This is a genomic window from Vibrio lentus (assembly GCF_030409755.1).
GTDB classification, from domain to species: Bacteria; Pseudomonadota; Gammaproteobacteria; order Enterobacterales; family Vibrionaceae; genus Vibrio; species Vibrio lentus.
Window position 1 is genome coordinate 1,481,854 of the sequence record NZ_JAUFQE010000001.1, and the last position, 26,489, is coordinate 1,508,342.

23 protein-coding genes are annotated in these 26,489 nt (G+C 44.5%); 4 read left to right on the forward strand and 19 right to left on the reverse strand.

The genetic code is table 11. The features are described 5' to 3' along the window. Positions 1-72: 72 nt before the first annotated feature. Complete coding sequence (locus QWZ07_RS06230; RefSeq protein WP_065105133.1) at positions 73-1,086, forward strand: LacI family DNA-binding transcriptional regulator; 1,014 nt, start codon at positions 73-75, stop codon at positions 1,084-1,086. A gap of 231 nt (positions 1,087-1,317) precedes the next feature. Here QWZ07_RS06230 and QWZ07_RS06235 read toward each other — a convergent pair whose 3' ends face one another. The 4 genes from QWZ07_RS06235 to QWZ07_RS06250 all read right to left on the reverse strand — a co-directional run bounded on the left by QWZ07_RS06235 (position 1,318) and on the right by QWZ07_RS06250 (position 8,271). Next, on the reverse strand, positions 1,318-1,827 hold the full coding sequence (locus tag QWZ07_RS06235; protein ID WP_122054651.1) for a hypothetical protein: 510 nt from the start codon (positions 1,825-1,827) through the stop codon (positions 1,318-1,320). Further along, positions 1,824-5,669, reverse strand: a complete 3,846-nt coding sequence (locus tag QWZ07_RS06240) for a reverse transcriptase domain-containing protein (RefSeq protein ID WP_192852422.1) — start codon at positions 5,667-5,669, stop codon at positions 1,824-1,826. Before QWZ07_RS06240 ends, QWZ07_RS06235 begins: the two co-directional genes overlap by 4 nt. Positions 5,670-6,135: 466 nt before the next feature. Next, positions 6,136-7,764, reverse strand: a complete 1,629-nt coding sequence (locus tag QWZ07_RS06245) for an ABC transporter ATP-binding protein (RefSeq protein ID WP_102544124.1) — start codon at positions 7,762-7,764, stop codon at positions 6,136-6,138. Between the two features lie 12 nt (positions 7,765-7,776). Next, complete coding sequence (locus QWZ07_RS06250; protein ID WP_017111389.1) at positions 7,777-8,271, reverse strand: hypothetical protein; 495 nt, start codon at positions 8,269-8,271, stop codon at positions 7,777-7,779. 241 nt (positions 8,272-8,512) lie between these two features. Between QWZ07_RS06250 and QWZ07_RS06255 the strand changes: the two genes are divergently transcribed. Further along, positions 8,513-10,873 (forward strand): Lon protease family protein, encoded by a 2,361-nt coding sequence (locus QWZ07_RS06255; protein WP_017111390.1) that lies wholly within the window; start codon positions 8,513-8,515, stop codon positions 10,871-10,873. Between the two features lie 188 nt (positions 10,874-11,061). Here the strand turns inward: QWZ07_RS06255 and QWZ07_RS06260 are convergent, their stop codons facing one another. Then, entirely contained in the window at positions 11,062-11,808 is a 747-nt protein-coding gene (locus QWZ07_RS06260; protein WP_017111391.1) for a flagellar brake protein, read from the reverse strand. A 274-nt stretch (positions 11,809-12,082) separates the two neighbouring features. On the opposite strand from QWZ07_RS06260, the gene QWZ07_RS06265 reads away from it, so the two are divergent. Together QWZ07_RS06265 and QWZ07_RS06270 are read left to right on the forward strand one after the other, a co-directional pair. After that, positions 12,083-12,367 (forward strand): GNAT family N-acetyltransferase, encoded by a 285-nt coding sequence (locus QWZ07_RS06265; RefSeq protein WP_029223601.1) that lies wholly within the window; start codon positions 12,083-12,085, stop codon positions 12,365-12,367. 11 nt (positions 12,368-12,378) lie between these two features. Then, positions 12,379-13,551 (forward strand): phosphotransferase, encoded by a 1,173-nt coding sequence (locus QWZ07_RS06270; protein WP_192852423.1) that lies wholly within the window; start codon positions 12,379-12,381, stop codon positions 13,549-13,551. A 54-nt stretch (positions 13,552-13,605) separates the two neighbouring features. On the opposite strand, the gene dsbD is transcribed toward QWZ07_RS06270, so the two are convergent. From dsbD to QWZ07_RS06340, 14 genes are read right to left on the reverse strand one after another with little or no spacing between them, the layout of a single operon-like run. Further along, a complete protein-coding gene (dsbD, locus tag QWZ07_RS06275) occupies positions 13,606-15,402 on the reverse strand; it encodes a protein-disulfide reductase DsbD (protein WP_192852424.1) in 1,797 nt (598 codons plus the stop codon). Beyond that, positions 15,399-16,358 (reverse strand): FAD:protein FMN transferase, encoded by a 960-nt coding sequence (locus QWZ07_RS06280; protein WP_192852425.1) that lies wholly within the window; start codon positions 16,356-16,358, stop codon positions 15,399-15,401. Before QWZ07_RS06280 ends, dsbD begins: the two co-directional genes overlap by 4 nt. Further along, the gene (locus QWZ07_RS06285) at positions 16,348-17,574 is read right to left on the reverse strand and encodes a DUF3570 domain-containing protein (protein WP_192852426.1); all 1,227 of its coding nucleotides are present in this window, start codon (positions 17,572-17,574) and stop codon (positions 16,348-16,350) included. The genes QWZ07_RS06280 and QWZ07_RS06285 overlap by 11 nt, the downstream gene beginning before the upstream one ends. A gap of 51 nt (positions 17,575-17,625) precedes the next feature. Continuing rightward, a complete protein-coding gene (locus tag QWZ07_RS06290) occupies positions 17,626-18,126 on the reverse strand; it encodes a DUF4266 domain-containing protein (RefSeq protein WP_102299834.1) in 501 nt (166 codons plus the stop codon). Beyond that, a complete protein-coding gene (locus QWZ07_RS06295; RefSeq protein WP_065105139.1) occupies positions 18,126-18,590 on the reverse strand; it encodes a TlpA family protein disulfide reductase in 465 nt (154 codons plus the stop codon). Before QWZ07_RS06295 ends, QWZ07_RS06290 begins: the two co-directional genes overlap by 1 nt. Before the next feature lie 57 nt (positions 18,591-18,647). Next, entirely contained in the window at positions 18,648-19,871 is a 1,224-nt protein-coding gene (locus QWZ07_RS06300) for a vWA domain-containing protein (RefSeq protein WP_192852427.1), read from the reverse strand. Next, positions 19,864-20,424, reverse strand: a complete 561-nt coding sequence (tadF, locus tag QWZ07_RS06305; RefSeq protein ID WP_017111400.1) for a tight adherence pilus pseudopilin TadF — start codon at positions 20,422-20,424, stop codon at positions 19,864-19,866. The genes QWZ07_RS06300 and tadF overlap by 8 nt, the downstream gene beginning before the upstream one ends. Continuing rightward, the gene (locus QWZ07_RS06310; protein ID WP_192852428.1) at positions 20,411-20,860 is read right to left on the reverse strand and encodes a TadE/TadG family type IV pilus assembly protein; all 450 of its coding nucleotides are present in this window, start codon (positions 20,858-20,860) and stop codon (positions 20,411-20,413) included. The genes tadF and QWZ07_RS06310 overlap by 14 nt, the downstream gene beginning before the upstream one ends. Continuing rightward, on the reverse strand, positions 20,860-21,600 hold the full coding sequence (locus tag QWZ07_RS06315; RefSeq protein WP_102514024.1) for a tetratricopeptide repeat protein: 741 nt from the start codon (positions 21,598-21,600) through the stop codon (positions 20,860-20,862). The genes QWZ07_RS06310 and QWZ07_RS06315 overlap by 1 nt, the downstream gene beginning before the upstream one ends. After that, the gene (locus QWZ07_RS06320) at positions 21,597-22,448 is read right to left on the reverse strand and encodes a type II secretion system F family protein (RefSeq protein ID WP_192852429.1); all 852 of its coding nucleotides are present in this window, start codon (positions 22,446-22,448) and stop codon (positions 21,597-21,599) included. Before QWZ07_RS06320 ends, QWZ07_RS06315 begins: the two co-directional genes overlap by 4 nt. Then, a complete protein-coding gene (locus tag QWZ07_RS06325) occupies positions 22,445-23,359 on the reverse strand; it encodes a type II secretion system F family protein (RefSeq protein ID WP_192852430.1) in 915 nt (304 codons plus the stop codon). Before QWZ07_RS06325 ends, QWZ07_RS06320 begins: the two co-directional genes overlap by 4 nt. Continuing rightward, entirely contained in the window at positions 23,359-24,702 is a 1,344-nt protein-coding gene (locus QWZ07_RS06330) for a TadA family conjugal transfer-associated ATPase (RefSeq protein ID WP_192852431.1), read from the reverse strand. Before QWZ07_RS06330 ends, QWZ07_RS06325 begins: the two co-directional genes overlap by 1 nt. Next, positions 24,702-25,862: a CpaE/TadZ family protein gene (locus tag QWZ07_RS06335; RefSeq protein ID WP_192852432.1), complete on the reverse strand. Its 1,161-nt coding sequence runs from the start codon at positions 25,860-25,862 to the stop codon at positions 24,702-24,704. The genes QWZ07_RS06330 and QWZ07_RS06335 overlap by 1 nt, the downstream gene beginning before the upstream one ends. Beyond that, a complete protein-coding gene (locus QWZ07_RS06340; RefSeq protein WP_192852433.1) occupies positions 25,859-26,482 on the reverse strand; it encodes a CpaD family pilus assembly lipoprotein in 624 nt (207 codons plus the stop codon). Before QWZ07_RS06340 ends, QWZ07_RS06335 begins: the two co-directional genes overlap by 4 nt. Positions 26,483-26,489 lie beyond the last annotated feature (7 nt).

The window sequence follows — 26,489 nt, forward strand, 5'->3', positions numbered from 1 at the left end:
AGCAGTGGTATGCAGGTTGAAACTGATGGGGAGCTTAAAGCTCCCCGAATGTCACTTGATTAGGGTATCGAGATGCGCACTAAAACAAAAAAAACAACAGTATACGATGTAGCAAGACTGGCTGGTGTTTCTCCCAGCACCGTGTCTCGCTTCCTTAATCGAACCACTTATGTGTCGGATGATAAAAGCCAAAACATTGAGCAAGCCATTAAAGATACGGGCTACAAACCTAACTTCCAAATGCAAGAAAACACCAACCGACGCTCGCTCACTATTGGTGTCTTGGTGCAACACCCTGATAGCCCCTACACTAGTCGTATCCTTAACGACATGGAAAAAACGCTGATTGCTCAAGGCTATTCTTTAGTGATCGCAACAGGGCATTGGCAGAAAAAGTTAGAAATGCACGCGTTGGAGTATCTCGCAAAAAGTAACGTGGATGGAATGATCATCGTGACAGGAAGCATTACTCAGGAAGAGATTGCTAAGTATGCACAAGATATCCCTATCGTGATGGTTGGCTACGATTTTGTTGAGAATAATGTCCGTTCGATCAATATCGACAACGTGCTGGGTGGCTACATGGCAACCTTACATTTACTGCAACAAGGGCATGTGAATATTGCTCATATCAAGGGGTTATCAAGCCAACCTGATGCAGGTAATCGCTTTGAAGGCTATAAGAAAGCACTTCAAGAGGCCGGTATTAAAGTGATGCCAAAACTGGTCAAGCAGGGTGATTTTAGTAGTGAATCTGGTTACGAGAAAACGGTAGAGTTGATAGAGTCAAAGGTTCACTTCTCAGCCTTGTTTGCTGCTAATGACCAAACGGCTTACGGTGCGATTAAGGCGCTGTCTGACCACGGTTATAAAGTGCCAGAAGATGTGTCTGTAATTGGCTTTGATGACTTGCCAACGTCGAAGTATTTCACGCCAGCGTTAACGACATTAAGACAACCGATTGAAGAGATTGGTGGAGTGTGTGCTCAGTCGATTTTGAACCTGTTATCTGGCGAGAGGCATGAAGCTCGGCTGCCACCGATTGATTTAATCGTCAGAGAGTCGACCAAGTCTTTGTATCGTTAATTTCAAGAAAAGCATCAAGGTGGCTCGCCCGTGATGGTTCGTATTGATATCAATGCGAACCATGGCCGGAATGAAGCTGAGGAAAGCTATCCTCATAGCTGATATTTGCGCGTTCACATTGTTCAATATGGGGTAGGTAAGCTAAAACACTTCTGCCCCAAACTGTGTTTGGGTATTGGTTTAACCTCATAAGGTTTATTAGGCCAACATCCTGTTGACCTAAGATTGGAACTAATAAGCATTCGTTACAGGTTCATCTTGCACATTCGCACACTTCTTAATTTGCCAGTTTGATATAGCTACACCTATTAAAGCCGTTAGTTCGTCACTCCACTCTTTTCGTTTTATGGTGTTTGAATCTTCTAAGTACCATGCATGTCTTTCAAGCTGCGAGCGTATTGCTGTTTTCCATTGTTTGTCAGACTTTGATGTTTCTAGAACCTGTTCAAATGTGAATAGCATTTGTGAAACAAACCACGGGTACTCTTCTTGAGTAACCCCATTTAAAACAATTTCGTTTCTATTCCCATAGGCTAATTTGGGATTTTCTGCGCAGTTTTTCAAATACTCTTGGTAAGTGGCATAAGCGGTCGCTCTTCGAGATTCCAGCCGACCTGACCGTAGTTGCTTTAGCGTAAGTATCAAAGCTAAAATGGCAACAATTGCCATTATGATATCAGCACGTTCATTCCAAAATTCAAAGGTCAAAAGCTGAGCTGCGTTGGTGTCTAGGCAAATCATTTTATGCTTCCTGCTGGTGGTGTCTTTGTTTTCTTGTTGGTTCTAAGTGATTGACCGCAATCTCTAAAATCGAACATATTCATCTCAAATGTAGATATCGATACTTGATGGGAACCGTGTGTGTGCGTAATGAGCTTATGGAATCGCTCTTTATAAGGAGCTTTCGCAACTGACCCACCAAACTCACCACTGTTAACTAGTACAACATGCTGATACATATGATAAAAGAGCGCATCAACCATGCTGTCAAAGGTCGCAATGTCTTTGTTCATCGCTGAAATAATATACGCGTGTGATTTATCTTTCAGGTCTGCACTTAGCTTTATATCTGTGGCGTCATAGCATATAGAGCCTGTCAGCTTGAAGCCGTCTTTTTCTTCAAAAGCAGGGTGAATCATTTCTACGATTAGTTGATATGGTCTCCAAGGTGTAATTTGGTTTACCTCATCAACAGTCATGTTTTTCTTTCCTTGAAGGCGTTTAATAAACCTCCTGCCATTGGCTCCTTTATTTGGGATGATCCACATAGCTGAATTGTTGAGGTCACGTTCGTTATGAATGTGACTAAAGCCAATTCCAGCAAAAACAATAGCTCCCGTTTTATCTGAAAGCCTTTCTAAAATGTCCAGATCATCGGGTGAAACAGAAAGTTCAGGCCAAACGATAAGATCAACTTTCCCTTTAAGATTTGGAGTTTCATTTACACTATCGACGCTAGCTATGTTGTGTAAGACTAACTCTGAAACGGAAGCTACGTGTCTTCTATGCTTAGCTCGGTATGTTGGTGTATCTAATTTTAAACCATAGAGATCGAAGTCTTTTGTTAAAGGTAGAAGTGGCTGAACCATCACAACATTTAAGTGCTTCTTGTCTTTTGGCCAATCCAACCTAACCTTCTCTGTATAGGTCGGCATGTTGGAGAGCGTACAATATGACCTAGCTTGGTCACCAGTTCGATTGTTTATGCACTTTTCTAGCTCGCCTAGAGTCCAAGTTTTCGGCCATGAAAATAAGCTATTGTTGCTTTCAACCCCTGGCCACTGTAATAGCTTGAACAATAATGTAGACAACCAATCACTCATTGGCGATTTACTAGCACCAAATGCTTCGGGTGAATGCATCATTCCGATCTGCCTTTTCAGCATATTGGACTTTATACCCCGATAGGCAGGCTTCTCAGACTGAAGGCTATTGCTGCTGCTCCAGTCGACAGACCCAAGTAGACAGCTTCTAATGAACATCCCAATGTAATAGAGGGGTTTGTGTTCATCTGTTAGCCACTTAGGGGGAGTGTGAAATAACTCGGTATCGTCGCCAAAATACTCTAACTCAACCTTCAGCTCACAAGATGATTTTAGTCTCAATAAGTCATCCCAGTCACTACATCGAACCTTAGTGTTCGCAATGTCTATAGGTGTATCGAAGTTGTTTTTATCTATTTCATTTAGTGACGATTGAACGAGTTTAAGTATGCCATTCTCATGCTTAAATGGATTGTCATCTGCTCTGATTACTGAAAGAAGTGATACCGACTTATTATTGTAGGACGATAGACTTCCTTTGATTTTTGCATAATCATTTAACCCAAGATAGTTGGCAAAAAGATGAGCTTTCTTAGGCCATTTTAGGTCAGTTGATTTCGCTTTTAAGTATAATTGCTCAAAGAGATCAGGACTATTGAGCATAAGTCTTTTACATATATCGCTTAGATCTCCTCTATTTAACTGTCTAGCTCTTTGGGAATGGGGGGAAAGTGTCGGGCGAGCAGGCCGACTATAGATCGATTCCAATGAGCTTGAAACAGAACGCAAGACCTTTCGTTTATCCAGTGCTAGTTGGTTGGCTAGTAAAACCGCTGTAGTGAACTCGGTAGGTTTTTGCTTGAGGTTTACGTTGCGGAAACCATTTAGTAGCTGGGTAATTAGATCAAATGGTTCGCTATCAATAACCTCTTTAAGAGGTGAGTCATTACGAACAAGACTAAAGAACAAAATCTGTTCTTTGAATGCTTCCTCAAAGGAATCTAGTGCTTCGAATTTACTGCATGCGTAATCCTCTAGGCATTCAAAGTAGCTTTCTGGATCGGAATGAGCAGGAAACGCCCACCTATCTTTTGTATGTATTGCGGTAGCAGAGTGACGAAGTATTTCACTTAAGCAATACTCAGCGAAAGTGGTAAGAGCGAGGTCATCTTGGTCTCGGATATTCTCAAGGCTTTGTATGATTGGACGCAGTATTCGAGCATGCGGAAATAGTTCTAGTCCTTTTTTTAGAAGTAGCAAAAGAGAAGGATCTTTAGTCCACTTTGATATTAGTTTTCGGGCCATTCTCTCTTGCAGATAATCCCATGCCCCTGGAATAGGTTCTCCAGAAGGGGTAACTTCTTGTGCGATCATGCTGCGCTTTTGGCGAAGAAGTGAATGGATTTTGTTGGCTGTAAAACGGAGGAGAGTATCTTTACGTACATCATTGAAAGTTCTGTCAATAAAAGCTAACTCACTTATACAATCGTTCTCGACTTCGTTACTATCCCAGTCTTCAACCTCAAGGTTATCTGTTAGTTCAATTAGTCCTTCAAGGTGTCCCAGTTGTTCATCTAGTTCATGTAGTGGCATTGGACCACTAAGCTTATTCTGTATGTGTGCAAGCTTAGATGAGATTGCTCCTTCTTTAGAACTGAATTTTTTAACTTTGGTTTTTTGGGGTTGAAGGATAAGGCCTAAATTATCTTGATATGGTTTGAAACGAGCTGCTATCACTTCACGGATTTCATTTTCAGATACTTCGTTTCTATCTGTTTTGATGATAAGTCTTAGATCGTCCACATAACGACAAGCATCTACTAGTAATATGTTTTCGTTTTCATCTAGATATTGACCTATCAGTTCAGCAATGTCCTTGTCGAAATCAAGCATGTAAATGTTTGCTAAAAAACCACCCGCGACGAGCCCTTGAGGTATGCCTTGATTATCTTCTAGGGTCTGTATGTGTTCATTTTTACACACCTCTGTATATAGGTTTTGAGATTCTTCTGTCCATTCCCAATCTTTAAATTGATCTAGAACGTGGCTAATACATTCATCAGTTTCTTTGCCAGTTATTTCTTTGACCAGATCCTTGATTTTTCCTGTGAGTATCGTCCGATCAACTGAGTCGTAAAACTTAGAAAAGTCTAAATGAATTTCATAGATTTCTTCTTTGCTTGTTTTAACTCGTTTAGCTTCACGACCAAAGTAGATAGGTCGCTCTAGAAAGCGCTGATAGTCGGTAAAAAACTTACTATAAGTATTGCTGTTACCCCAAGAGTATGATGCATTGTCATCAATATATTTACAGTGAAGCCTATTACCGTAGTTTATTAAACCCTTATCGTGCACGTCAGAGAACAGAGTAGAAGTGTCTCCTTGTTCAGTTTCAACATGGTTAGCTAGCAGCATCATCAATGCTGTAAAAATTGTCTGGTCATCTATCGAAACATGGGCCAAAGGCCTCATTGGCAATCGAGGGTTATCAGAATCATCCTCTTCACTATCTTTGTTTTCTGGAGTCCAAGTGAGAGTAGATTCATCATCCGATTTTTTGAATTCCCATGGGTGTGACTTTGGCGCAGGTATTAACTTTAGAGGAGATAACTCAAGGTCGTTTTCCCTAAGAGCTTCTGACAGAGAGGAAACCCTTAAATCAAGCTCAAGAGCAGATTTGTCTAAGTCTAAACCGTCGACATACCAGTTGACCCCTCTGATATGTTGGTGAGACTTTTTCCAAGCACTTGATAGGATAACTTCATCAGATATGAAGTCTTCCGTTGGTAAGATCTTGTTATATTTCTTGTGGAGTAACATAGATACAACGCTTTAAATTACGACTTTTTATATGTTACCGCGTTTATTGCGCTTATATGAATAAGAATTTATCTTTGTGATAGTGCAGAGCATTGTAGTGGATGAGAAAACTGGCCACTCGAACAGAGGTTTTGCCATACCCCTGATAATCCGTCAAAAGCTAAATTAGCAAATTCACTGACACAGAAATGTCCAAAAACGAGTTGAACGAAGCCGCTCTGCGACTATGACCCGACTACCAGCTAACCCTGTTTAAAGTCCGTTAATTTTAACAAACCTTCATAATCACTGGTTCGAATCACTGAGTTGATTTTTCATATACGCCAGAAACGAAAAATGTCGCATCCATGCGACATTTCTCTTTTGGCGGCCAAACCAGTTTTGCTATATCCATTCTAGATTTCAATCCATTAGGAGATTATTCAGAATGTACTTATAAGACGCTGTTAATGTTAATTAGTTCAATTTAAGCGGCATTTTTTTTCGATTTATTTTCTAAGTCGAATGACGCCTCAATCAATTTCTTGGTGTAGTCATTTTTCGGGTTGTTGAAAATATCTTCCGCAGAGCCCTCTTCCATCACTTCCCCTTTTTGCATCACTAAAACACGATCCGAAAGTGCTTTCACTACCGAGAGGTCATGGCTGATGAAAAGGAAACCGATGTTGTGCTTGGTTTGAATGTCTTTCAACAGGTCAATCACGGTCAGTTGCACTGAGCGATCGAGTGCTGACGTTGGTTCATCTAGCAAGATAAAAGAAGGTTCAAGAATCAGCGCACGAGCAATCGCGATACGTTGTCTTTGTCCGCCAGAGAATTCATGCGGATAACGGTTAATTGAATTCGGTTCTAGACGTACTTCAATCAGCGCTTTACGTGCTCGTTCCAATCGTTCTTTCTTAGAGAGTTGAGGTTGATGCACCGTTAAGCCTTCGGTGATGATTTCCCCAACTGTCATACGTGGTGACAAAGAGCCATAAGGGTCTTGGAATACCATTTGTACATCTTTCTTGAGTTTATGGCGTTCTTTATCGGTTAATAAACTGACATCTTGGCCTTTATAAACAATACGTCCGGTACTTGGCAGCAAGCCGATTAATGCTCGTCCCAGTGTTGATTTTCCTGAACCGGATTCACCAACAATACCCAAAGTTTCACCCTGTTTAAGGTTCAAAGAAATGCCTTTTACGGCTTCGAAATACTGATTTTTGCTCTTGATGAAATGTGATTTAACCAAGAATTGAACTCGGATGTCGTCGGCACACAATAGCTCTGGGGCTGATGCCTCAACAGGAACTTTAGCGCCTTTCGGAATTGAGTTAATCAGCATGCGTGTGTAATCGTGTCTTGGGTTTTCGAATAAGGCTTGGGTCATCCCTTCTTCAACTAGCTCACCTTTACACATCACCAGAACGCGGTCTGCAAAGTGTTTTACTACCCCAAGGTCATGGGTAATGAACAAAATCGCCATGCCCATCTTGCTTTGAATCTCTTTGATCAAAGAAAGCACTTCCGCCTGAACCGTCACATCCAATGCCGTAGTCGGTTCGTCGGCAATCAAAATATCGGGCTCATTAATCAAGGCCATTGCGATCATGATGCGTTGCAGCTGACCACCAGAAAACTCGTGAGGATACTTAGTGTAGGCTTGCTCTGGCATTGGCAGATGAACAAGCTCAAACAGCTCAAGTACGCGCTGCTTGGCCTTTGACTTCGATACCTTACGGTGACACATGATAGCTTCTGCCACTTGAATGCCTACACGCAGATATGGGTTCAAAGAGGTCATCGGCTCTTGAAAGATCATGCCGATTCTATCGCCCCGAATTGACTGCATTTGGCGTTCTGTTTTTTCGAGTATCGATTGTCCTTCAAACTCTATTTGAGATTGAGGATCAATGATGGCGTTATCTGGAAGCAAACGCATCAGTGCGTTGGAAGAGACTGATTTACCTGAACCCGATTCACCAACAATGGCCAAGGTTTCGCTGGAGTTAAGGGTAAAGTTAACCTTTTTAACCGCATCAATGATTCCATCATTGGTTGTGAAGCTAACGGAGAGGTTATTGACTTTGAGAATGGCCCGGTCCGACATGATATATCCTTATCAATTTAAGACATTAGGTGAAGATTGAACTTCTGACGTTGTTTTAAGCTGCCCAAAATGGTGATGAGCACGCTGAATTTGTTCTAGCTCGAGCATCCAATGTGAGCTGCGCTGAGCACTGCAAAAAGCGATCAAGTGATTGAGTAGATCTTCACTTTGCTTTTCTAATAGTGAATAAGTCCGTTGAATCAGTTCAGTGCTTTCTAAAGAGATAAACTGCATCAGCGCGTATGACTGATTCAATGTGTCGAAGGCTTGTTGTTGCAGCCCCTGACGGTTAAGAATTTCTGATTGAGCTACGCTTGCGTCTCTTAGGCCTGCCAATAGACAAGCAAACTGACAGGGTTTGATGTCGCTTTGGTACGCCGCGTCTTGGATGTGATGAGGAAGAGAATTGAGAACATCACCATAAAGGCGTTGTGCTTCAGGCCAGTGACCTTGTTCCATTAACTGTTCAGCTTTTAGGTAGTGCATCCAGCATCGTTCAATTTCCATATCCACATCCTCAATTTATAATATCAGGAAATGTTAATGATATTTATTATCAATTGCAAATTAAAATCATTTACATGTCGGGTTGGTAAATAAAATAACCCTTTATTCTTAATAATCGGCTCAAATTGTGTGTTATTTGTTCAGTTGAACAGCGATGTTGCGTAAGTCACTAAATTTATAGGAAATTACATCTACACTGATTTTATCTACACCCAAGTAATAAAGGACTAAGGAGGCGGCCATGGCGATTCAAAGACTCAATACAGAACAGCTGTATCAGGTAGCAGAGCTAGAGAAGCTACCCTGCAAGTCGACCAAAGAACTGGCTCCAATTGACGAGATCGTCGGGCAAGAACGGGCGCAAAAAGCCGTTGAGTTCGCGATGTCAATTAAGGAAAAGGGTTACAACATTTACGCGATAGGACGCAATGGTCTCGGTAAACGAACCATGATATTGCGTTATCTCAATCGTCACCCTCAAGAAGTCGAGGAGCTTTTTGATTGGTGTTACATCGCGAATTTTGAAGACATTCGTACACCTAAAGTGCTCAAGTTACCCAGTGGCGTTGGCAGCAATTTAAAACAAGATATCGAAAAATTGATGCGTAAATTGCTTAAAGGTATGCCTCTTGCGTTTGATAACGAGATGTACTTTAGCCGTGCAGACAGGCTTAAAAACCAGCTGGCAGCCAAACAGCAAGCAGCGCTAGAAAGCATTAGCCAAGAAGCGAAAGAAAAGGGTATTAACCTAACGATTACCACTCAGGGCGATTACCAGTTTGTCGCAATGAACGGCGAGGAGCTTCATACCGAAGAGAGCTTTGATTTACTTTCGCCGGAAGAACAAGATCAGTTCGATAAAACCATTGATGGATTAGAGGTAGGGTTACGAACCATTTCTCGTGAGCTGACTGAGCTTGAAGAGACGTACACAGAGAAAATTCAAAAGTTAAATGATGATACAGCAAGGGATGTGATTACCCACTTTGTTAAGCAGTTGAAGCAAGATTACAGCCAATACCCAGAGATCAAAAAGTACCTCACGGCACTGCGTAAGGATATTGTCGAAAACGCTGATATTTTCTTAGAAGAGAGCACCGAGCAAGCTGAAATCGCGACGGCTTCTCTGGACAAGAAAATGCCACGTCGTTACAAAGTTAACGTCATTGTTAGCCAAAAAGAGCAGTCTCTGCCGATTGTGGTCGAAGAGAATCCGAACTATCACTCGCTGTTTGGTTATGTCGAAACGGCGACATTCAAAGGCACGGTATTTACCGATTTTTCTTTGATTCGTGCGGGCAGCTTACACCGAGCTAATGGCGGCGTATTGCTGATGGACGCGGTGAAAGTGTTAGAGCAACCGTATGTATGGGAAGGGCTTAAACGTGCGCTACGTTCACGTCAACTGAGCTTCGCTTCATTGGAGAAAGAGGTGACCCTAACGGGCGCAGTCTCGCTTGATCCAGAACCGATTCCATTGGATGTGAAAATCATTTTGTTTGGTGATTATCGAACTTACCAACTGCTTCAGCATTACGATGCGGAGTTTGGTGAATTGTTCCGTGTGACGGCCGATTTTGAAGATGAGATGAAGCGTACTGCGGATTCTGAGATGCATTACGCACGCTTCATTTCGAGCATCGTGCACGACAACAATATGCTGCATTGTGATCGCAAAGCGATTGCTCGCATCATTGAGCACAGTTCACGTCAGGCCGGTGACCAAGGTAAGCTATCGCTGCATTCGGCACACATTGCGAACCTGCTTCGTGAGTCTAACTACGTCGCGAGAGGGGCGAAATCGAACCTGATTCGTTCTACCCACGTTGACCAAGCACTGTCTAATCAACAGATGCGAGTAGGGCGATTGCAAGACAGCGTAATGGAGACGTTTACTAACGGTACGACCTTGATACATGTTGATGGTCAGGCTGTCGGACAGGTTAATGCGTTGTCAGTACTCAGCACCACCGATCACATGTTTGGTGCGCCAAACCGAATTACTGCCACCACAGCTTATGGTGATGGTGAAGTGATTGATATTGAAAGAAACGTAGACTTAGGTGGCAGTATTCACTCGAAAGGGGTGATGATCTTATCGGCTTATCTTTCTTCGGTATTTGGTAAAACAGCGAAAGTCCCGCTTACGACCAATATTACCTTCGAGCAATCGTATGGTGGCGTGGATGGAGATAGTGCGAGTATGGCCGAGTTCTGTGCGGTAGTGTCTGCTTTTTCTAAGCAACCGAACCGTCAAGACATCGCGATTACTGGCTCGATGAACCAGTTTGGTGAGTCTCAGCCAATTGGTGGCGTGAATGAGAAAATTGAAGGCTTCTTTGATGTGTGTGAAATCAAAGGACGTTCAAATGAGCAAGGGGTGATTATTCCGCGTTCTAACGTTCACAACCTGATGCTGCGCAGCGATATCGTTAAAGCGGTTGAAAAGGGCGAGTTTAACATCTGGGCGATTGATCATGTGACAGAAGCGATTGAGCTGTTCACGGGTAAAGCGGCAGGTGAGGCGAGCGATGAAGGGAGCTATCCTATCGATACTATCTTTGGTATCGCTCAAGCTAAGCTTAATGCTTTACGTAAGTAGCTGAATACGCTTTATAAATAGCTCAACGCGTTAGCTAAGTAAGGTCGGGTAAATAACCGTTATCCTTTGATTTAGCTAAAACGAAACAGCCATCGACATTATCGATGGCTGTTTTTTGTTTGGGTTCTTTGATCTTTCGACGTTTAGAGAGGCGCTCAGATAGATGTTAAATCGGAACTGATGAACGCTTAAGCATTACGTAGACGAAGCTTAGTGCCATCGAATTTGAGCTTACCCAGTAGATTCTTCGCATTGGCACGGCCAATATCATCAAATTCGACGCCGTAACGTGCGTAGTGTGTCGATTTTTGCAAATTACACACTATGCCTCGTAGCGGAGGAATAAATGGACCGTTGTAGTTTCCAGGGGTGATCTCGATAGACACTCTATCGGCGATCTGAATTGGTCGTGACGTGGGTGATGTGACAAAGCGACAACCACTTTTCGAAAGATCTCGTATCTCACAATTCATTCGCTGATCATTAAAGATGATTCTGGAGTCTAAATTCACTTCATAACGAGTTTCTTTACGAAGTTGAGTCACTTGCATCGTACTTGGGGTCGATAACACCAAAATTGGGAAAGGTTCGCCAATATTATGATGAATCTGACATCTAAAGTGGATAAGCGCGCCTTCTCCTCTTAAGGAATAAGCTCTGGCCGTCATCCAAAACCCTTCTTGAAAGAAAAAGCGTAGGTCATCGCTTGAAACCTCAGGGACTTCAACCAAGATACAGTTCTCACTGTGTGTGCCGATAAACTTCGTGGTCGCTAGAAATTTAGTGCCAACTGGAGTCGATACGTTTAACGTCAGTTCACTGCCATGTTCAATCATGGCAAGGGCATCGGTACTATTAATCGTGGAAATAGTGCGATTTCGAGGATCTTGAAGTGCCTGATTATGCTCCAAAGGCTTCTTCAGTGGTGCGTTCATTATGTTTCTCCATGCGCCAACATGCGTCTGTTAGTTATATTGGTAACTTGCTAACAAGGTGTTATTACGTGCTAGGTTTAACAGAAGTACTTTATATTAATTTATAGAGTGATGTTTTTATTTGCTAGTTTTATATGAAGCAGGTAGCTCTAAATTATTTATTGTGTTTGTAAGTACTTAGTTTTATTTATATGCACTTGCGTTAGTCTATTACAAGGAACTGATACTTCAAACTTTTATTGTTTGGCGTACCAATTATTTACGGGAGTTGAGAATGAAGGCCATAAAATGGGACCAACAAGCTAGCCAGATCACGGTTGAGCTAGAACCAAATCAGTTCGCGGTTGTTAAGTATCAGAAGGATGGGGACGTGCTACATATTACTTCGACTCGTATCCCTGATGAACTGCAAGGCAAGGGCTTTGGCAAGGTGATGATGGAATCGGTATTACCTGAAATTGAACAGGCGGGTTTTAAAATTGTTCCAGTGTGCAGTTACGTCGTGCACTACATGAACAGACAAAAACAATGGTCGCATCTTCTATCCGATAAAGCATAGCAACGAGTTATATGTCCCAACCAATATCGTCAAATAATCTTGCTCAATCACAAGTGAGTACAAGTCAAAACCAACCTGAGCTTTATCAAAAAATAGCGACGTCACTAGGTTGCCATCAAGGATTTGATGTTCAAGTTATTCAACGCCTATGGGGCGGATATGGCGAGTTAGTTCGCTTGGTCTTTGATAAAGATAATAGCGCCTCGCTGAACAATACCTCAGTAAATAGTGTGATCGTTAAGCATGTCGCATTGCCAGATAAAGCCGAACACCCCAAAGGCTGGAACACCAAATTATCTCATCAGCGAAAGGTGCACTCTTATCAGGTGGAAACGGCTTGGTATCAGTCGTTCACTCAACAATGGGATGAGCGTTGCCCTGTGCCTGTTGGGCTGGAATGTGAGTTACAAGAGAACGAGTGGCTGATTGTGATGCAAGACTTAGCCGGAATCGGCTTTCCGTTAACCTCTCAGTTTGATGTGCTTGCTGTTTCTGACGAACTGGCAACCAAAGATACTCAACCTGAACTGGCGTGTGGTTACACTCTAGAAGAGCAAAAGCAACGTGATGCCTGCCTAAAGTGGCTTGCTAATTTTCATGCAAAGCATATCCATATTGACCAAGAGCAGTCTGCATCATTATGGAAAATAGGTACTTATTGGCATTTAAACACGCGTCCTGATGAGTTCAATGCCTTGGTTGATTTACCATTGAAGAATCAAGCGCAACACATCGACCGTTTACTCAGAGAGTGTCCGTATCCAACTTTGGTGCATGGTGACGCCAAGCTCGCTAATTTCTGTTTTGATTCAGAAAGCCAAAACGCTGCTGCGGTCGATTTTCAATATGTGGGTCATGGTTGTGCGATGAAAGACGTGGCTCTGTTTATGAGCAGTGCTGTGAGGCCGCAAGATTGCGCTGAACTTGAGTCACATATGTTAGAGACATACTTCCGATACTTGGAAGAGGCATTGGCATATTATCAGTCACAGCTTTCGTTTGATGAAATCGAAGCTGCGTGGCGACCTATGTTTTACGTGGCGTGGGCTGATTTTCAACGTTTCGTAAAAGGTTGGAGCCCAGAGCACTGGAAGATAAACCCCTATACTGAGCAATTGACTCAAACGGTTATTGAGCAGCTAGAAAACCCAGAATACATTGCCTCATATCTGCAAACCAAATAAGAAAAAATCGCCCAATTTATGATTGGGCGATTTTGATTTTATCTCGCGTAGGCCTTAGTTCGTTTGGCTATCAGCTTCTGTTGTTTGTGTGTAAGCGAGCTTATTGGCAAGTTTGAGTTTTTTATTGAAACCCTCTTTATCAATATCCCCCATTACTCGCGCAGGCTCTATTTCACCGCTGGCGGGTGAGTAAAAGAAAATCGCTGGAGGGCCAAATACATTCTTGTCATTGAGCCACGCCATTTGCTCGGGAGAGCTTTCTGTTACATCAAGTTTTATGGTCTTCCACTCTTTAAGTTTTTGGCTAACTTGTTGGTCATTGAACACGTTGGTTTCAATCACTTTACAAGACACACACCAATCTGCGTAAAGGTCGACTAGCACCTTTTGGTCGCTGCTCGCTGCTGTCTTCAACTGTTGTTCTAGCTGAATAACAGAGTCTGTTTTTTCAAAGGGAGTGATCGCAATGGATTGGACTGACTCTCTGTTCTCAAGAGGGTTCAGAGGATCGGTATTACCTAAAAAGAATCCGACAAATAGAATGAGACCGTAACTCAGTGGTAGCAAAGCAGAGAACTTACGAGTACGCGCCCAACCCGGTTGTGCAGCTTCTAAAGCACCGAAATGTACACCAGAACCGATTGCGAGCAGCGCCCATAAGATCATAATGATCGATGGGGCGACAAAACGGCTCAACAGAACAATAGCAACAGCTAATAGCAGCACGCCAAATACCTGCTTAACTGAAACCATCCATGCGCCACTTCTTAATAGCAAACGCCCGCCACTCGCTCCGATAGCGATTAGTGGTACGCCCATACCAAGCGCCATAACGAACAGAGTCGCTCCGCCAAACATCCAATCTTGAGTGGTTGAAACGTACAGTAATGCACCAGCTAATGGCGCACTGACACAAGGTGATACCACCAAGGCTGAGATTGCGCCCATAGCAAAGACACTGGCGATCTTGCCGCCGCCAAGTTTGTCTGAACCACTGTTGAGTTTTTGCTGAAGGGCAGCGGGCAGTTGGAGTTCATAGAATCCGAACATCGCCAACGCAAGCAGAACAAAAACCGCTGCAAAGCTACTTAACAACCAAGGTTGTTGCATCGCGGCTTGTAGGTTGACCCCTTTTGCCAAAGTGGTGACTAAGATCCCCGTCATGGCATAGCTGGTCGCCATACCCAAAACGTAAGAACTGGATAGCGCCGCGCCTTTCTTGCCTGTCATCGCTTTTTCGCCACCGATGATACTAGCCAAAATCGGAATCATCGGCAGTACACATGGTGTCAGGGACAAGCCTAGGCCAAGCAAGAAGAACACAAGAAGCGCTTGTAACTTACCGGCTTGGGATAGGAACGAAGATAAGCCATTCGTATCCTCGCTGATCTCACCTAGGGTTTGATATAGAGAGTTTGATGGCTCCTCAACCAGAGCTTCAGCTACGGTTTCGAGCATAGGTAAATCGAGCACTAACTTTTGCGGCAGATAACAAAGTCCTTTGTCTGCGCAGCCTTGATAACGCACGGTGAGTTTCCCACTTCCCGAGTAAGGAACAGTAACTGTAACGGGCTCGTGAAACACGATGACATTACCAAAGTTAGGATCCTCTTTCTCTTCACCTGGCAGCGAATAACTCGGTTCTAACGTTGATAATGACGACTCTCCTTTGAATGAAAATCGAGATTGATACAGGTAGTAACCCTTGTGGGTATCAAAGCTGATGACCGCGCCTTGGTCTGTGGCTTCCCATGTAACAGGGAAGGCCTCTTCAACGGGAAGGAACTCGTTTTCTTGAGCATGTAACAATCCGCTAAACAATAGAATTAACGTAAGTAGGTAGCACTTCATGGATGAAGGAACTCCGTGTTTTGGTGAATGTGTAATTGATCGTCGATGTAGATAACAGCACTGTCTTCGGGTACTGAAATCTTGGGGTTCAGTGTTAGAGAAGTGCTGAGCACGCCCGCTTCTAATGTGGACGACGCGATAGCAGTAACAGACATGATTTTCTTTTCAACATCCTGCTTCGACAGAATATGAGAGGTGGTCTTGTCACCAAATTGCACTTGGCGTTCACTGTGAGCCGAAGTCGTGAGCGCTGCGTTCGTTAACGGAACGGCGAAAAATGGGGTCTTGTTGTCTCTTGGGTCTAAGACAGCAATGTTAAATGCCGAGCCATCCGGTTTGGTTCCCAACGCATAGATGTCACCGCCAAAATTCACTAACATCGACGTCGCGCCGAGCTGTTTGCCGATCACTACCGCTTGGTCAACGGCGTACTCTTTGATGACGCCGCCAAAATCGAAACGAGTACGGGAATCAGGGACGTGTAGCCTTGTCTTTTGTAGACCGAGGGTCCCTTGTAGATCCACGGCCCCTTTTTGATCCATTGTCCCTTTCAATTCCCACGCTTGCTTACCCAAAGCTGAAGACAAGGCTTGGAAGGCGTGGCTGTGCAACATCTTCGGTTTCTGTTTTAAAAGATATTTGATGCTGCCGACCGTAGTATCAAAGGTATCGAACGTCAGTTGGCTTAATCGGTCGAGATGTTGAAAAACCTCGGCAGATTCTGGGTCGAGTTCGATATCACATGACGCTCTTTGATTAATGCATTGTGTTAACCACGAGTCGTCGCAGTAAAAGTTATATTTGTCTTCCAATCGGCGTGTGTTTTGCTCTATCTCCTTGGCTATATCTTTTGCGCTTGTCTCTGGAAAGTTAGCCAAATCCATCGACAAAATTTGCACTTCACACGGTACGGTCATGGCATGAAAACGATGCACAAAGGGTAGATTAGAACTCATAGGTTGCTCCAACCGCCCACCATTGCGCTTCAAAACCGTTGCTCTGTTCGTAATACGCAGCAAGCGCATTTAAGCGTAATTTCTTATGTACCTTGATACTCGCCCCTAGCTCATAGGCATTGGCGGTGAAGTTGCCTAAGCGAAGGTCTGAAGTCGCGTAGCCTGACGATGCAAAAGAAGGATCAGCACTACTTGGGTCGCGATAGAAATCGGCTGCATCTTGCGTGTACCAAAAATAGCCCGGTGCCAAGGTTAACCACTCACTCACTCGCCAAGATAATTTGCCGCCTAACTGGTGAGAAATTACGCCCCAATCATCCATGAACCATTTGTATCTTGGTCGGATTTTTAGACTGTCGGACAATGAGTAATAGGCTTGGATATTTATACCGCCAGAGAGTCGCGTATCCGGTCGAGAATCTTGCCCCAAGAACACTTCATCATCATCGATTTTACCATCGTCATTGATATCGACTTCACGCAGAACCGTTAAATAGTGATTGCTCAAATAGCCACTTCGGTAACCCGTGTAAGCGGTAAAAATGCTGTATAGATTCGGTGTGAAGGTTTGTGATAATCCGGCTTCTAAACTGCCGGTGAAAATGTCTTCCCAGCTCTGGCTGTTTGATGACGCCAACGAGTATTTGCCGAACGCTTGAGTTTGATCGAAAAGGACAGAGCCACCTAGACTGTAAGAGCGGTTCTTAGTGCTATCGGCATAGATCAAACCTTTGGCGTTAATACCAAGGCTTTCATAATCTTCTTCTTGAGATGCGTTGCCACCTAAGGTCCATTCATTACGTAACGTGTCACGATAGGTCGCGCTTAAGCTGATGGACTTTCTGGTGTCTTCAAGCCCTACTTTTTGGATTTCATAGCCACTGCGGTGAGGATCGTAGCCTGCACGAATAACCTCGTCGGTTTTATTCTGTGCTTGTTGAGTTTTCAGGGCGCGGTTGACCTGATCCGCATCCGAAGCGAGAGGTGTTGTTGGCCCCCATGCCGGAGATGCACCAGAAACACTGTCGTAGCTTATCTCTGCGTTGAGTGTCCAATCTAAGCCGATACTTTTCTCAATCGAAACCATGGTGTCATTGGCTGATACTCTGTCATCGTATTCCTCATAGCTCAGGTAATGAACAGAGATATGATCTTCAGCTAATGCCACGTTAGCCACTGCCGCTGCACTCAGCAGCGTAATTGGTAATTTTTTCATTTTGTTCTTATTTTGTTTTTTTAAATACTGATTTGTTCATTGATGGAGCGGTTAGTTACAACCACAGCCACCGCCACCAACACCACTGCCGCCGACGGAACCTTGTTTGTAAGCGAAGACCTTTTCAGAAAAGACGTCGAATTCAGGCACCGGGCCACCGGGTTTCATCTCTTTTTGAGCCAATGTGCCTTTTTCCCAAGGCTTTACAGGTTCAATACCAAGAAACTCATCAACGAAAGCCAGAGCGGAAGGTTTGTTGCTTACTTCTGGTGCTTTCTGTTCGATAACCAATTGCTTTGCCTTGGGTTTCACCATTTCAATGTTTCGTCTGGTTGCACGTTTCGCTTCTGGGTTTGAATAATCACCGCCACTTGAATAAACGGTGCTGGAGATGATCTCTTCTTCAATGATTGGACCATCGCTATTTGTGCTGCTATTACTTGTTTGCTGTTCAGTGGGCTTCTTTCCTAAACCACTAAGATCGAGTTCAAGAGCCGCATTAGCAGTCATTGGAATAGCGAATAGCCCAACAAGGGTGGCTTTGATTAGCATTACAGTTGCACTCCCATCTTGGTGAGGTCGTCAGTAATGACGTCGCTAATGTGGTTGATGGCACCAAAACGAATCTTGATAACCTTGCCTTGATAGATGTAATAAAGCGCTGGCATGCCGATCGGCTTGAACTCGGCAATTAATGCTTGTTCAGGGTCGTTAACAACAGGGAATTCCAGTCCGAGCTGCTTTTGAAACGCCAAGCCAACCTCAACATCTTCATCAACGTCCACGCCTTTAAACGTGACACCAGTGCCTTTGAGTTCGGTGTAGAGCTGATTGACTTCCGGTAGCTCTTCGCGGCAAGAGACGCACCACTCTGCAAAGAAGTCGATAATGGTCAGTTCATCGTTGTTAAGTTGCAGTTTCTCGATAACGTCTGGTGATAAAGAATCGCCTTCTTGATAAGCCAATGCGGGTAAAGAAAGGCATAGCGCCAATAACGCTAAGGCTCGTGTAAACATGTTGTTCTCCATTGTTTTTAACTGTGTTTAAAGTTCAGTTTTTCTAATTAAGAAGTGTTAATTAGATGCTTGAGTGAGTTTGATTGTTGCCGAGTATTCAACGGCTAAAATGTCGGAAAAATACTCGTTGAGTTGGGTGGTATTCGTGGCACTAAACACACGTGATGGGCTCCCTGCACAACGCTCGAACTGGGCGATTCGAGATGAGCTGACGCCATAGCCGATGAAGTTCATTTCGATGCCATATTGATTGATTGCGGTAGTACAGAACCCTGCGTTAACCAGTTGGTCAAACGTGTCTCCTTCGTCAGCACCGTCGGTGAAGAGCACTAGCTTTCTTCTGGTTTCAGGTACTGTGCTGACGTTGATTCCCCATGCTTGTTGCCAGCTAGGGATCAGTTGTCTCACTCCCCATAACAAGCCGTGAAAAGAGCGAGTACCGCCATTTGCTGTTAGGCTGTTTATCGAGTTTCGGACGCGAGAAAAGACGCTGGTTAATGGCAGCATTGGTGAGTCTTGGTTACAGTCGCTTAACCATTGACTTGGCGGTGTAAACTTCACAGGGCGTTCTGAGTGCAGCGTCGCTAAGTTGTCGACCGTCAGTGCTGCAGAGAAATTGCCATTGCGATAGCTAAGCCCATCAATACAGTAGATTCCTGCCGCTTCTTTGGATAACCAATGTGGGCGTTGCGCTGCGACTCCAGAGTCGAAGGGAACGATTGAAATGCTTACAGAATCTAAATCGTTAGCGTTATTGCTCTGAGATTGAATCGTATTCAATGCATTGGATAAAATGGATTTCAACGACTGGATGTTTGAACCCATCGATCCAGACACATCAAGTACTAAAACCAGCTCCGTTGGAATCGAAGATTGCTTGCTTTCAACCACACTTTTATAACCACCACCCGTCGCCGTTACCTTGTTTGCATAGCTCTCATATTGGAAGTTGGGCAGTAAGGGTGACAATGAATAACCTAGGCTAATACGGCATTCTGAGCCTATGATTTCTGGTTCTAAGCCACTCACCCCTTTTAGGGTTGGCTTATAGTACTCTTGGTAAGCCCGCATCATTGGGAGTGTGGCTGTATCAGCAAAGGCACAGGCTAATGCGGCAGAATCGGCGGCTTGCGCTGCTCGGTTTGAAACCATTACTTGAGCCGAGACCATCAGGGTGCCAACGGCGATGAAAAGCGCGGGAAACAGTAACGCCAAGAATGAAATGGTCATGGAGCCTTGCTGTTTTTTAAGCGCATTACTGCCGAATATTGGTTTAACCATAATGCTTTCCTATCACGACTGATGAACTTGAGAGTGTTTTAGGAGGATCGAGTCGCTTGTAGTCAAACGGTGTATTCACACATAAAGTGAGTTGAACCAAGGTGGATGGTCTTCCAACTAACGCAGGGTCGCCGCTTCCCTCAACGATAAGTGTCTCTAGTTGATCGATGGGTGTGTACTTTTGACAGATGATCCCGGCATGGATGTGCTTGTATTCCCAGTTCGAAGCGGTGGTATCAAATACACGGCTTTCAAGTACCAGCCCAATATCGCTGCGCTTGATGTCTTGCGGAAGATAACGTTCGGCGAGATCGAGAAGCTGATCCTTTAACGTATTAGGTAATCCGTTTGGGCCTTGCTCTGGTTTTAGTTGCGTTAGTGAAACGGCGTTGACTAAGTTATATGTCACGCTGTCGAGTTGAGTCTGCAGGCTGAATAAGCGATAAACGGCAACAAGCCCCCACAAAATGATCATGAGTGCGAGCACAACAAAGGGGAACTCAATCGCCGCTGAACCAGTTTGTTTTTTTAGGTGTGTTTTATTTGTTGTCATAACTAACCAGTACCTTTCTTTTCAAGGTTGTCATGTTGCCGATAGACTCAGAAAACTGAGTTGATAGATTAGGTAATAAGGCAAATGAAAATGAGTAAGACACCTTGTACTCGCCTAACACTGCTCTGCTTTTGGATACCGGTTTCTCATTAACTAAATCTGAGAAGTTTTCGGCGTATAGCGGCGATGGATCCAAGACGAGCTTGCTCTTATCTATCAGTGGGAACTTTGCGATAGTCTCGGCAAAAACTTGGTCTGAAATAGGACTAATCGGCCGTGTCTTGGCCTCACGAACACCCGCATTAACGGCTACATCAAGGATGATGTTGACCAACAGCAGGCGGCAGATCTCAAAGAACCCGATGATCAGTATCAGGAACGGTACCACCAACATTGCAAACTCGACGGTCTGTGCACCTTTTTGACGTGAGAGCATCACTGTTCTCCTTGCTCAGTTTTAGCAGCAAGCTCTTGGTAATACAGACTATTGTTGGCGAACTCAGGTTGAGATAGATGTACACGAGCGATACTTTTCGCGGACGCACTGTCTCCAGAAAGCGCATAAGCCAGTGCTAGATTGAGTTGCAGTTTTACGCTCGCTTCACCTCGGACAAAGATCGGGTGCAGAATTCGAATCCCTTGCTCTGGTTTACCATCGAGTATCCAAGCCATGGCTAAGTTGTTGCGATACTCATTACTGGATGGCATCAAGCTGAGGGCATGAGAGTAAGATTCACGCGCTTTTGAATACTGCTTATTGAGCGAGTAACTCACGCCTAAACTGTTGTGGGCGACATCATCAGTTGTAACTAATCTGACAGATTCTTCGAGTGCTGATGTGGCTTGTTCAAGCTCACCAAGCGCCAACCACGCGCGGCCAAGTTCTCTGTAAATCGTGCTCGATTGATTGAGCTCGATACCGTGCTTTAGATAATGCAGTGCCTCATCATAACGACTGGCTTGATTCGCGGCGGACCCCATTAGCAATAGTAACTGTGGGTCATCAGGCTTCGATACCAGCATCTTTCGGTACAGATCCATGGCACTTTCTGGTTTGCCATTCATCAGTGCAACCTCTGCGACTTTCATGTCTTCAGAGGCCTCTTTTTCAACGTTATTCGTTGATTGGCAGCCAACCAAAATCAGCGCTAAACCCAAGAGAATGATCTTGTTCATAAGCCCCCCAGAGTTTGTTTAAGGGATAACATGATTGGCACGACAATAATGCCCACGACAGGTAACATGATGAAGACCACTAAAGGGAACGACATCTTAGCTGGTATTTTTCCTACCCACTCTTCAAGCTCTAGGAAGTGATATTGGCGACTATCAGAGGCAATCAGCTTTAACGCTTCAGCGAGAGGTGTGCCGTATTGAAGCGCTTGATTCATGGTGGTCACAATATTGTTGATGTCAGGAAGCTGGACTCGTTTGTCTAGGTTTGAAAGTGCCGTTTGTGGTGAATCAAGAACCGATATCTCAGTCGCAGTGAGTAGCCATTCGCGTGACAATGCAGGAGAGATCGCACGCATCTCTTCACCGACACAGCGAAATACCGCTTCGAGTGTTAGGCCTGATGCGACACATACCACCATCAGATCGACGGCATCAGGAATAACGCGGCTAATTTGCATTCGGACTTGGTTCACGCGCCAATCTAGAATGCGGTCGAACAGGATGCCAACCACAATGGCGATTGCGATACATTCGGCCACAGAGTTCATGTTAAGCACTTGGATTGGAGTGACATACCAAGCAATAGATCCCGTCACCATCGTCAGTAGTCTTAAGCCAAGAAAATAGATCTCTGCATTAGGACTCAACCAGCCAATGAGGATTAACTTCTGGCGTCGTGGTTTTGCACCTTGGAAGCGCCATTTACTTGAAGCGGTGGTGTACTTAGAGGAGTAGCTCGATACGCGAGTCAGTCGTTCAGCGACAACATCTCGTTTGAAAGAAGACAAGCGTGCGACAACTATCAGTAGTAATGCACATCCCAACAGAAACAAGGCAACATACATCATGATGAGAACCTTTTGTTACGAGTCAGAGCGTTCAAAATGAGTGTGCCTGAGCTGATGCTAATGACGGCGTAGGTTAGTACCCGCTGTCCCGACTCTGTGTTGAACAATTGGACTATCATGGCGGGTTCCATCAAATAGATACCACCCAATAACCCCAAAGGTAAGATAGAAAGAAAGAGGGCTGTCATACGAGGCTCCGAGGTTAAGCTCTTGACCTTTTTTCTCATCGCTCGATTGTCATGCATGGTTCTGCTTAAGCTTTGAAGAATGTCGCGCAGTTGGCCACCATTCGATTGATTCAGGATCAACGCGACCGAGAAGTAGCGGAAACTGCTGTAAGGAAGGCGAACGCATGCATCATCGAGGCTTTGGCGAAGGCTTAAACCGAGCGTTAAGTTATCGCGAATATAGGAGAACTCACGTCCTAATAGCCCTGGTTGGGTTTCTGACACTTGTTCAATCGCTTGTGGGACTGAGAGCCCCGCAGCCACAGCTCTAGAAATTAAGCCAAGTACATTGATGATGCCTTGTTCGAACTCTTCTACCTGCATTTTTCGGCGGTACATCACCAAGGCAGATGTGCATACAAACCAAAGTCCAACAGCGGCGAAAAGTTGATGATGCATTGCCAGTTGGGGAAATAACATGTGGCCTGATGCTGGGAAACCGATAGCTGATAAAGCAATGAAGTACTTATCCCAAACTGGCAGCAATGCATTCATTCGTAAAAAGAAAGCATGCAGTTTGTTGCTGCGCTGGTGGTTGGTTTTTTTGATTGAAACGTCAGCTGTAAGCGAGCGTTGACTGCCGCTTACCAATAACAGCCGTTTATTGACGATGGCTTGCTTTGAGCTCAACCTGATTAACCCGATCGCGATAAATAAAACGAAAACAGTGAGAACTAAGATCATCAGGCTTCAAGCTCCATCGCTATTCTTAGTTGAGCATCGAGTTGGTGGTATTTGGCTTTTTCATTGAAGCTTGGTACGCACTTAGCACTCTTGTATTCGCCAATCAGGTTGCCTTGTTGATCCTCTGATAAAGGCTTGAATTTGAACAAGTCTTGAGTGATGTATTGTTCTCCTTCTAACCCTTGCACCTCGGTGATCGAAACAATGCGTCTTTTGCCATCACGCATTCTTTCAACTTGTATAACGACATCGATGGTGTCTGCGATTTGGCGACGCAATGAGAACAGAGGCAGAGTCGCTTGGCTCATCATCAACATGTTTTCCATGCGAACGAGTGCGTCAGTCGCCGAGTTTGCATGCAATGTACACAGTGAACCATCATGGCCGGTGTTCATTGCCTGCATCATTTCAAAGGCTTCATCGCCACGAACTTCGCCTAAGATGATGCGATCTGGTCGCATACGTAACGCATTTCGCACCAACTCTCGTTGGGTAATTGGCGTTAAGCCTTCGGCATTGGCTGGGCGGGTTTCTGCGCGAACAACATGAGGTTGTTGTAGACGCAGTTCTGCGGTGTCTTCGATGGTAATGATGCGTTCTTGAGGTGAAATGCTAAAAGACATTGCATTGAGCAGTGTGGTTTTACCTGCACCAGTACCTCCCGCAACAAGCACATTAAGGCGTGAGCGAACAATAATATCGATAAGTTTGACCATCGATTTCGACATTGCGCCAAACTGAGCCAATTTGCTGAGTGTTAGCTTATTCTCATTGAATTTTCGGATTGAAATATAGGTTCCATCAAGCGCTAGCGGCGGGATCATCACATTGACACGGCTACCATCATCCAATCGAGCATCGACTAATGGATTCGATTCATCGATTCTTCGTCCAACCTTGCTGACGATGCGTCGCGCTAGGTTGAGAAGTTGTTCTTCATTGCGAAATTGAACTGCCGTTTTTTGCAATTTTCCTGAGCGTTCTACGTAGACTTCACGGTACCCATTGACCATGATGTCGGTAATGCCTTGGTCTTCAATTAAGGGCTGCAGTGGACCTAATCCTAGAAACTCATTAAGCAATTGTTCCACCGAATGAGCGACATCTTTGTGACCAAGCGGTAACTGCTTAGAGATCACGATATCTGATACCATTTCGGCAATTCTAGCTTCAAGATCGGGTGCACTTAAGCTCACTACAACCGATGGGTCGATCGCCTTGATGACCTCTTCATGAATCACATGATAATGCTCACGAACCGAAGGTGTTGATGTTAGGGCTTCATGTGTTCGAGCTCTATTCGTTTCAATCGGATCTATGGCTTGTGTGTTCTGACCAAACATTATGCGCCTCGCTTCCAAAAACGGCGGCTGCCTTGTTGCGGCTCACCAGTGACTAGTTCAAGTAGAGAGTTAAACGCGAGCTTCACTTTCCTATTGCCTTTATGGGCAGGCTGACCAAGCGATGACTTGCTCAGGAAATGGTTAGGCAAAAACGGAATCACGACGTCTACGGATGTACCGAGTGATTTCTTCACATCATTGACCGAAATAAGGGATGCGGAATCGGACTTACAGTGGTTCAACACCACGATGGTTTGTGAAGCCGTTTGGTTTTGAAGTCGTTTGATTATCTGACCGGCATTGCGAATGGAGCTGAGTGTAGGCTCCACTACAATGATTCGGATATCGGCACCTTTAAGCGATTCAAAGCCAACCTGGTCGCGCAATGAATAGGTCGGGATGTCGATCAGTAAGTAGTCTGAACTTTGCAGGCAGAACTTTGTAAACTGATCGAATGCACTCTTTTGTGGCCAAAATGGTGTGGTGTCTAAAGGTAGATAACCGGTAAAGAGCGTGTGCTCGGGTGACACACTGATCCCACTGCGCTCAAATACGAGAGGTTCTAATCTTTCTGGGTATTGTAAAAGCTCTACCAACGCCGTGTTGCCTTCGACATTGAGTAGCAAATCCAAATCACCCATCGAAAAATCGAGGTCCATACAAGTTACTCGTTTATCGAGTTCGGCAAGCTGCTGCGATAACGTCGCTATAATGGTGCTGCTTCCTGAGCCACCTTTTGAACTGACAATGGAAACGATTTTTTCATTTCGTTTTTCGTTGTTGAGTTGCAAAGCAACAAAGGTTACGTGTTCAAGATCTTGTGGTGTCACTGGGTTGACTAAGTAGTCACTGGCACCGGATGCGAGCATTCCACGGTAAGCAAAAATTTCGGCTGAATGACCAATCGCAATAACTTGGCAGCCAGTACGTTGTATTAAGCGCTGCACAACCTGTTTCGACTCTGGCAATTCGCTATTCAGTACATCGAGGAAGATGGTTTTAACGTCGTTCTTAAGTACCTGTCTCACCACGTCATCTTCTTGATTCGAAGAGGTCGTGATGTTGTTGATACCGAAATCATTCAGTGTGTATGTGAGCGCTAATGTATCGAGTTGCTCCGATGCCGCGATCAGTACCGTTAAGTTATGTACTTGATTCATTGCGAACCTCCTAGCGTGGTATTCGAAGAACCAGAGTTTGTCTGTTGGTTTTGTGCTGGTGGCGCAAAGTAGTTATCGATGCTAGACACCGCTTTTTGTCCTTGTGCACTGTCGATGGGCTGACCAACAATCAGGTCTTTTGGATTTGCGACCATTTGCGCCAGTGCATTGGCATTCGCACAGCCAAAATTGCGCTGAGTACGATAAGCGTTGAGTGTAGTTCTTGGTGTTTTACCCGCGTCACATGCCGTTACTTTGGCACGATAAGATTCAACAAAAATCGTGAGATCACCTTTACCTTGTACCGATGGATTCGATACTGAAATTTGAGAAGGGTAGAGCCCTGACTCGATCAGGTGAAGCCTAACTTTTTCGCTTTGGCTTTCTCCTTTCTGAGTCGTATTTTCAATCTTGACCATTAAGTTGGATAGCGTGCCTCGACGAGCAATAAAATCAGAGATGTTATCTTTCTCTTGAGCCGATAACGTTTTGCCCGACAGCGTTAAAGTCAGTTTGTTTGTCACGGACACCACATCCACAGAAGGTTGTTGGGTTGTAGGCGTTGGCGCGCAACCCGCAAGCGCAATGAGAGCGGGTAGTAATAAGGATAATTTGTTCATGATGTCC

Coding starts and splice junctions, on each gene's coding strand:
- QWZ07_RS06250 (WP_017111389.1), bottom strand. CDS start 8,271: ATGGAAATTGAACGATGCTGGATGCACTACCTAAAAGCTGAACAGTTA.
- tadF (WP_017111400.1), bottom strand. CDS start 20,424: ATGACAACAAATAAAACACACCTAAAAAAACAAACTGGTTCAGCGGCG.
- QWZ07_RS06340 (WP_192852433.1), bottom strand. CDS start 26,482: ATGAACAAATTATCCTTATTACTACCCGCTCTCATTGCGCTTGCGGGT.
- QWZ07_RS06310 (WP_192852428.1), bottom strand. CDS start 20,860: ATGCTCTCACGTCAAAAAGGTGCACAGACCGTCGAGTTTGCAATGTTG.
- QWZ07_RS06300 (WP_192852427.1), bottom strand. CDS start 19,871: ATGGTTAAACCAATATTCGGCAGTAATGCGCTTAAAAAACAGCAAGGC.
- QWZ07_RS06235 (WP_122054651.1), bottom strand. CDS start 1,827: ATGATTTGCCTAGACACCAACGCAGCTCAGCTTTTGACCTTTGAATTT.
- QWZ07_RS06265 (WP_029223601.1), top strand. CDS start 12,083: ATGAAGGCCATAAAATGGGACCAACAAGCTAGCCAGATCACGGTTGAG.
- QWZ07_RS06295 (WP_065105139.1), bottom strand. CDS start 18,590: ATGTTTACACGAGCCTTAGCGTTATTGGCGCTATGCCTTTCTTTACCC.
- QWZ07_RS06280 (WP_192852425.1), bottom strand. CDS start 16,358: ATGAGTTCTAATCTACCCTTTGTGCATCGTTTTCATGCCATGACCGTA.
- QWZ07_RS06285 (WP_192852426.1), bottom strand. CDS start 17,574: ATGAAAAAATTACCAATTACGCTGCTGAGTGCAGCGGCAGTGGCTAAC.
- QWZ07_RS06240 (WP_192852422.1), bottom strand. CDS start 5,669: ATGTTACTCCACAAGAAATATAACAAGATCTTACCAACGGAAGACTTC.
- QWZ07_RS06325 (WP_192852430.1), bottom strand. CDS start 23,359: ATGATCTTAGTTCTCACTGTTTTCGTTTTATTTATCGCGATCGGGTTA.
- QWZ07_RS06245 (WP_102544124.1), bottom strand. CDS start 7,764: ATGTCGGACCGGGCCATTCTCAAAGTCAATAACCTCTCCGTTAGCTTC.
- QWZ07_RS06320 (WP_192852429.1), bottom strand. CDS start 22,448: ATGATGTATGTTGCCTTGTTTCTGTTGGGATGTGCATTACTACTGATA.
- QWZ07_RS06315 (WP_102514024.1), bottom strand. CDS start 21,600: ATGAACAAGATCATTCTCTTGGGTTTAGCGCTGATTTTGGTTGGCTGC.
- QWZ07_RS06260 (WP_017111391.1), bottom strand. CDS start 11,808: ATGAACGCACCACTGAAGAAGCCTTTGGAGCATAATCAGGCACTTCAA.
- QWZ07_RS06290 (WP_102299834.1), bottom strand. CDS start 18,126: ATGCTAATCAAAGCCACCCTTGTTGGGCTATTCGCTATTCCAATGACT.
- QWZ07_RS06230 (WP_065105133.1), top strand. CDS start 73: ATGCGCACTAAAACAAAAAAAACAACAGTATACGATGTAGCAAGACTG.
- QWZ07_RS06335 (WP_192852432.1), bottom strand. CDS start 25,862: ATGAATCAAGTACATAACTTAACGGTACTGATCGCGGCATCGGAGCAA.
- dsbD (WP_192852424.1), bottom strand. CDS start 15,402: ATGAAGTGCTACCTACTTACGTTAATTCTATTGTTTAGCGGATTGTTA.
- QWZ07_RS06270 (WP_192852423.1), top strand. CDS start 12,379: ATGTCCCAACCAATATCGTCAAATAATCTTGCTCAATCACAAGTGAGT.
- QWZ07_RS06255 (WP_017111390.1), top strand. CDS start 8,513: ATGGCGATTCAAAGACTCAATACAGAACAGCTGTATCAGGTAGCAGAG.
- QWZ07_RS06330 (WP_192852431.1), bottom strand. CDS start 24,702: ATGTTTGGTCAGAACACACAAGCCATAGATCCGATTGAAACGAATAGA.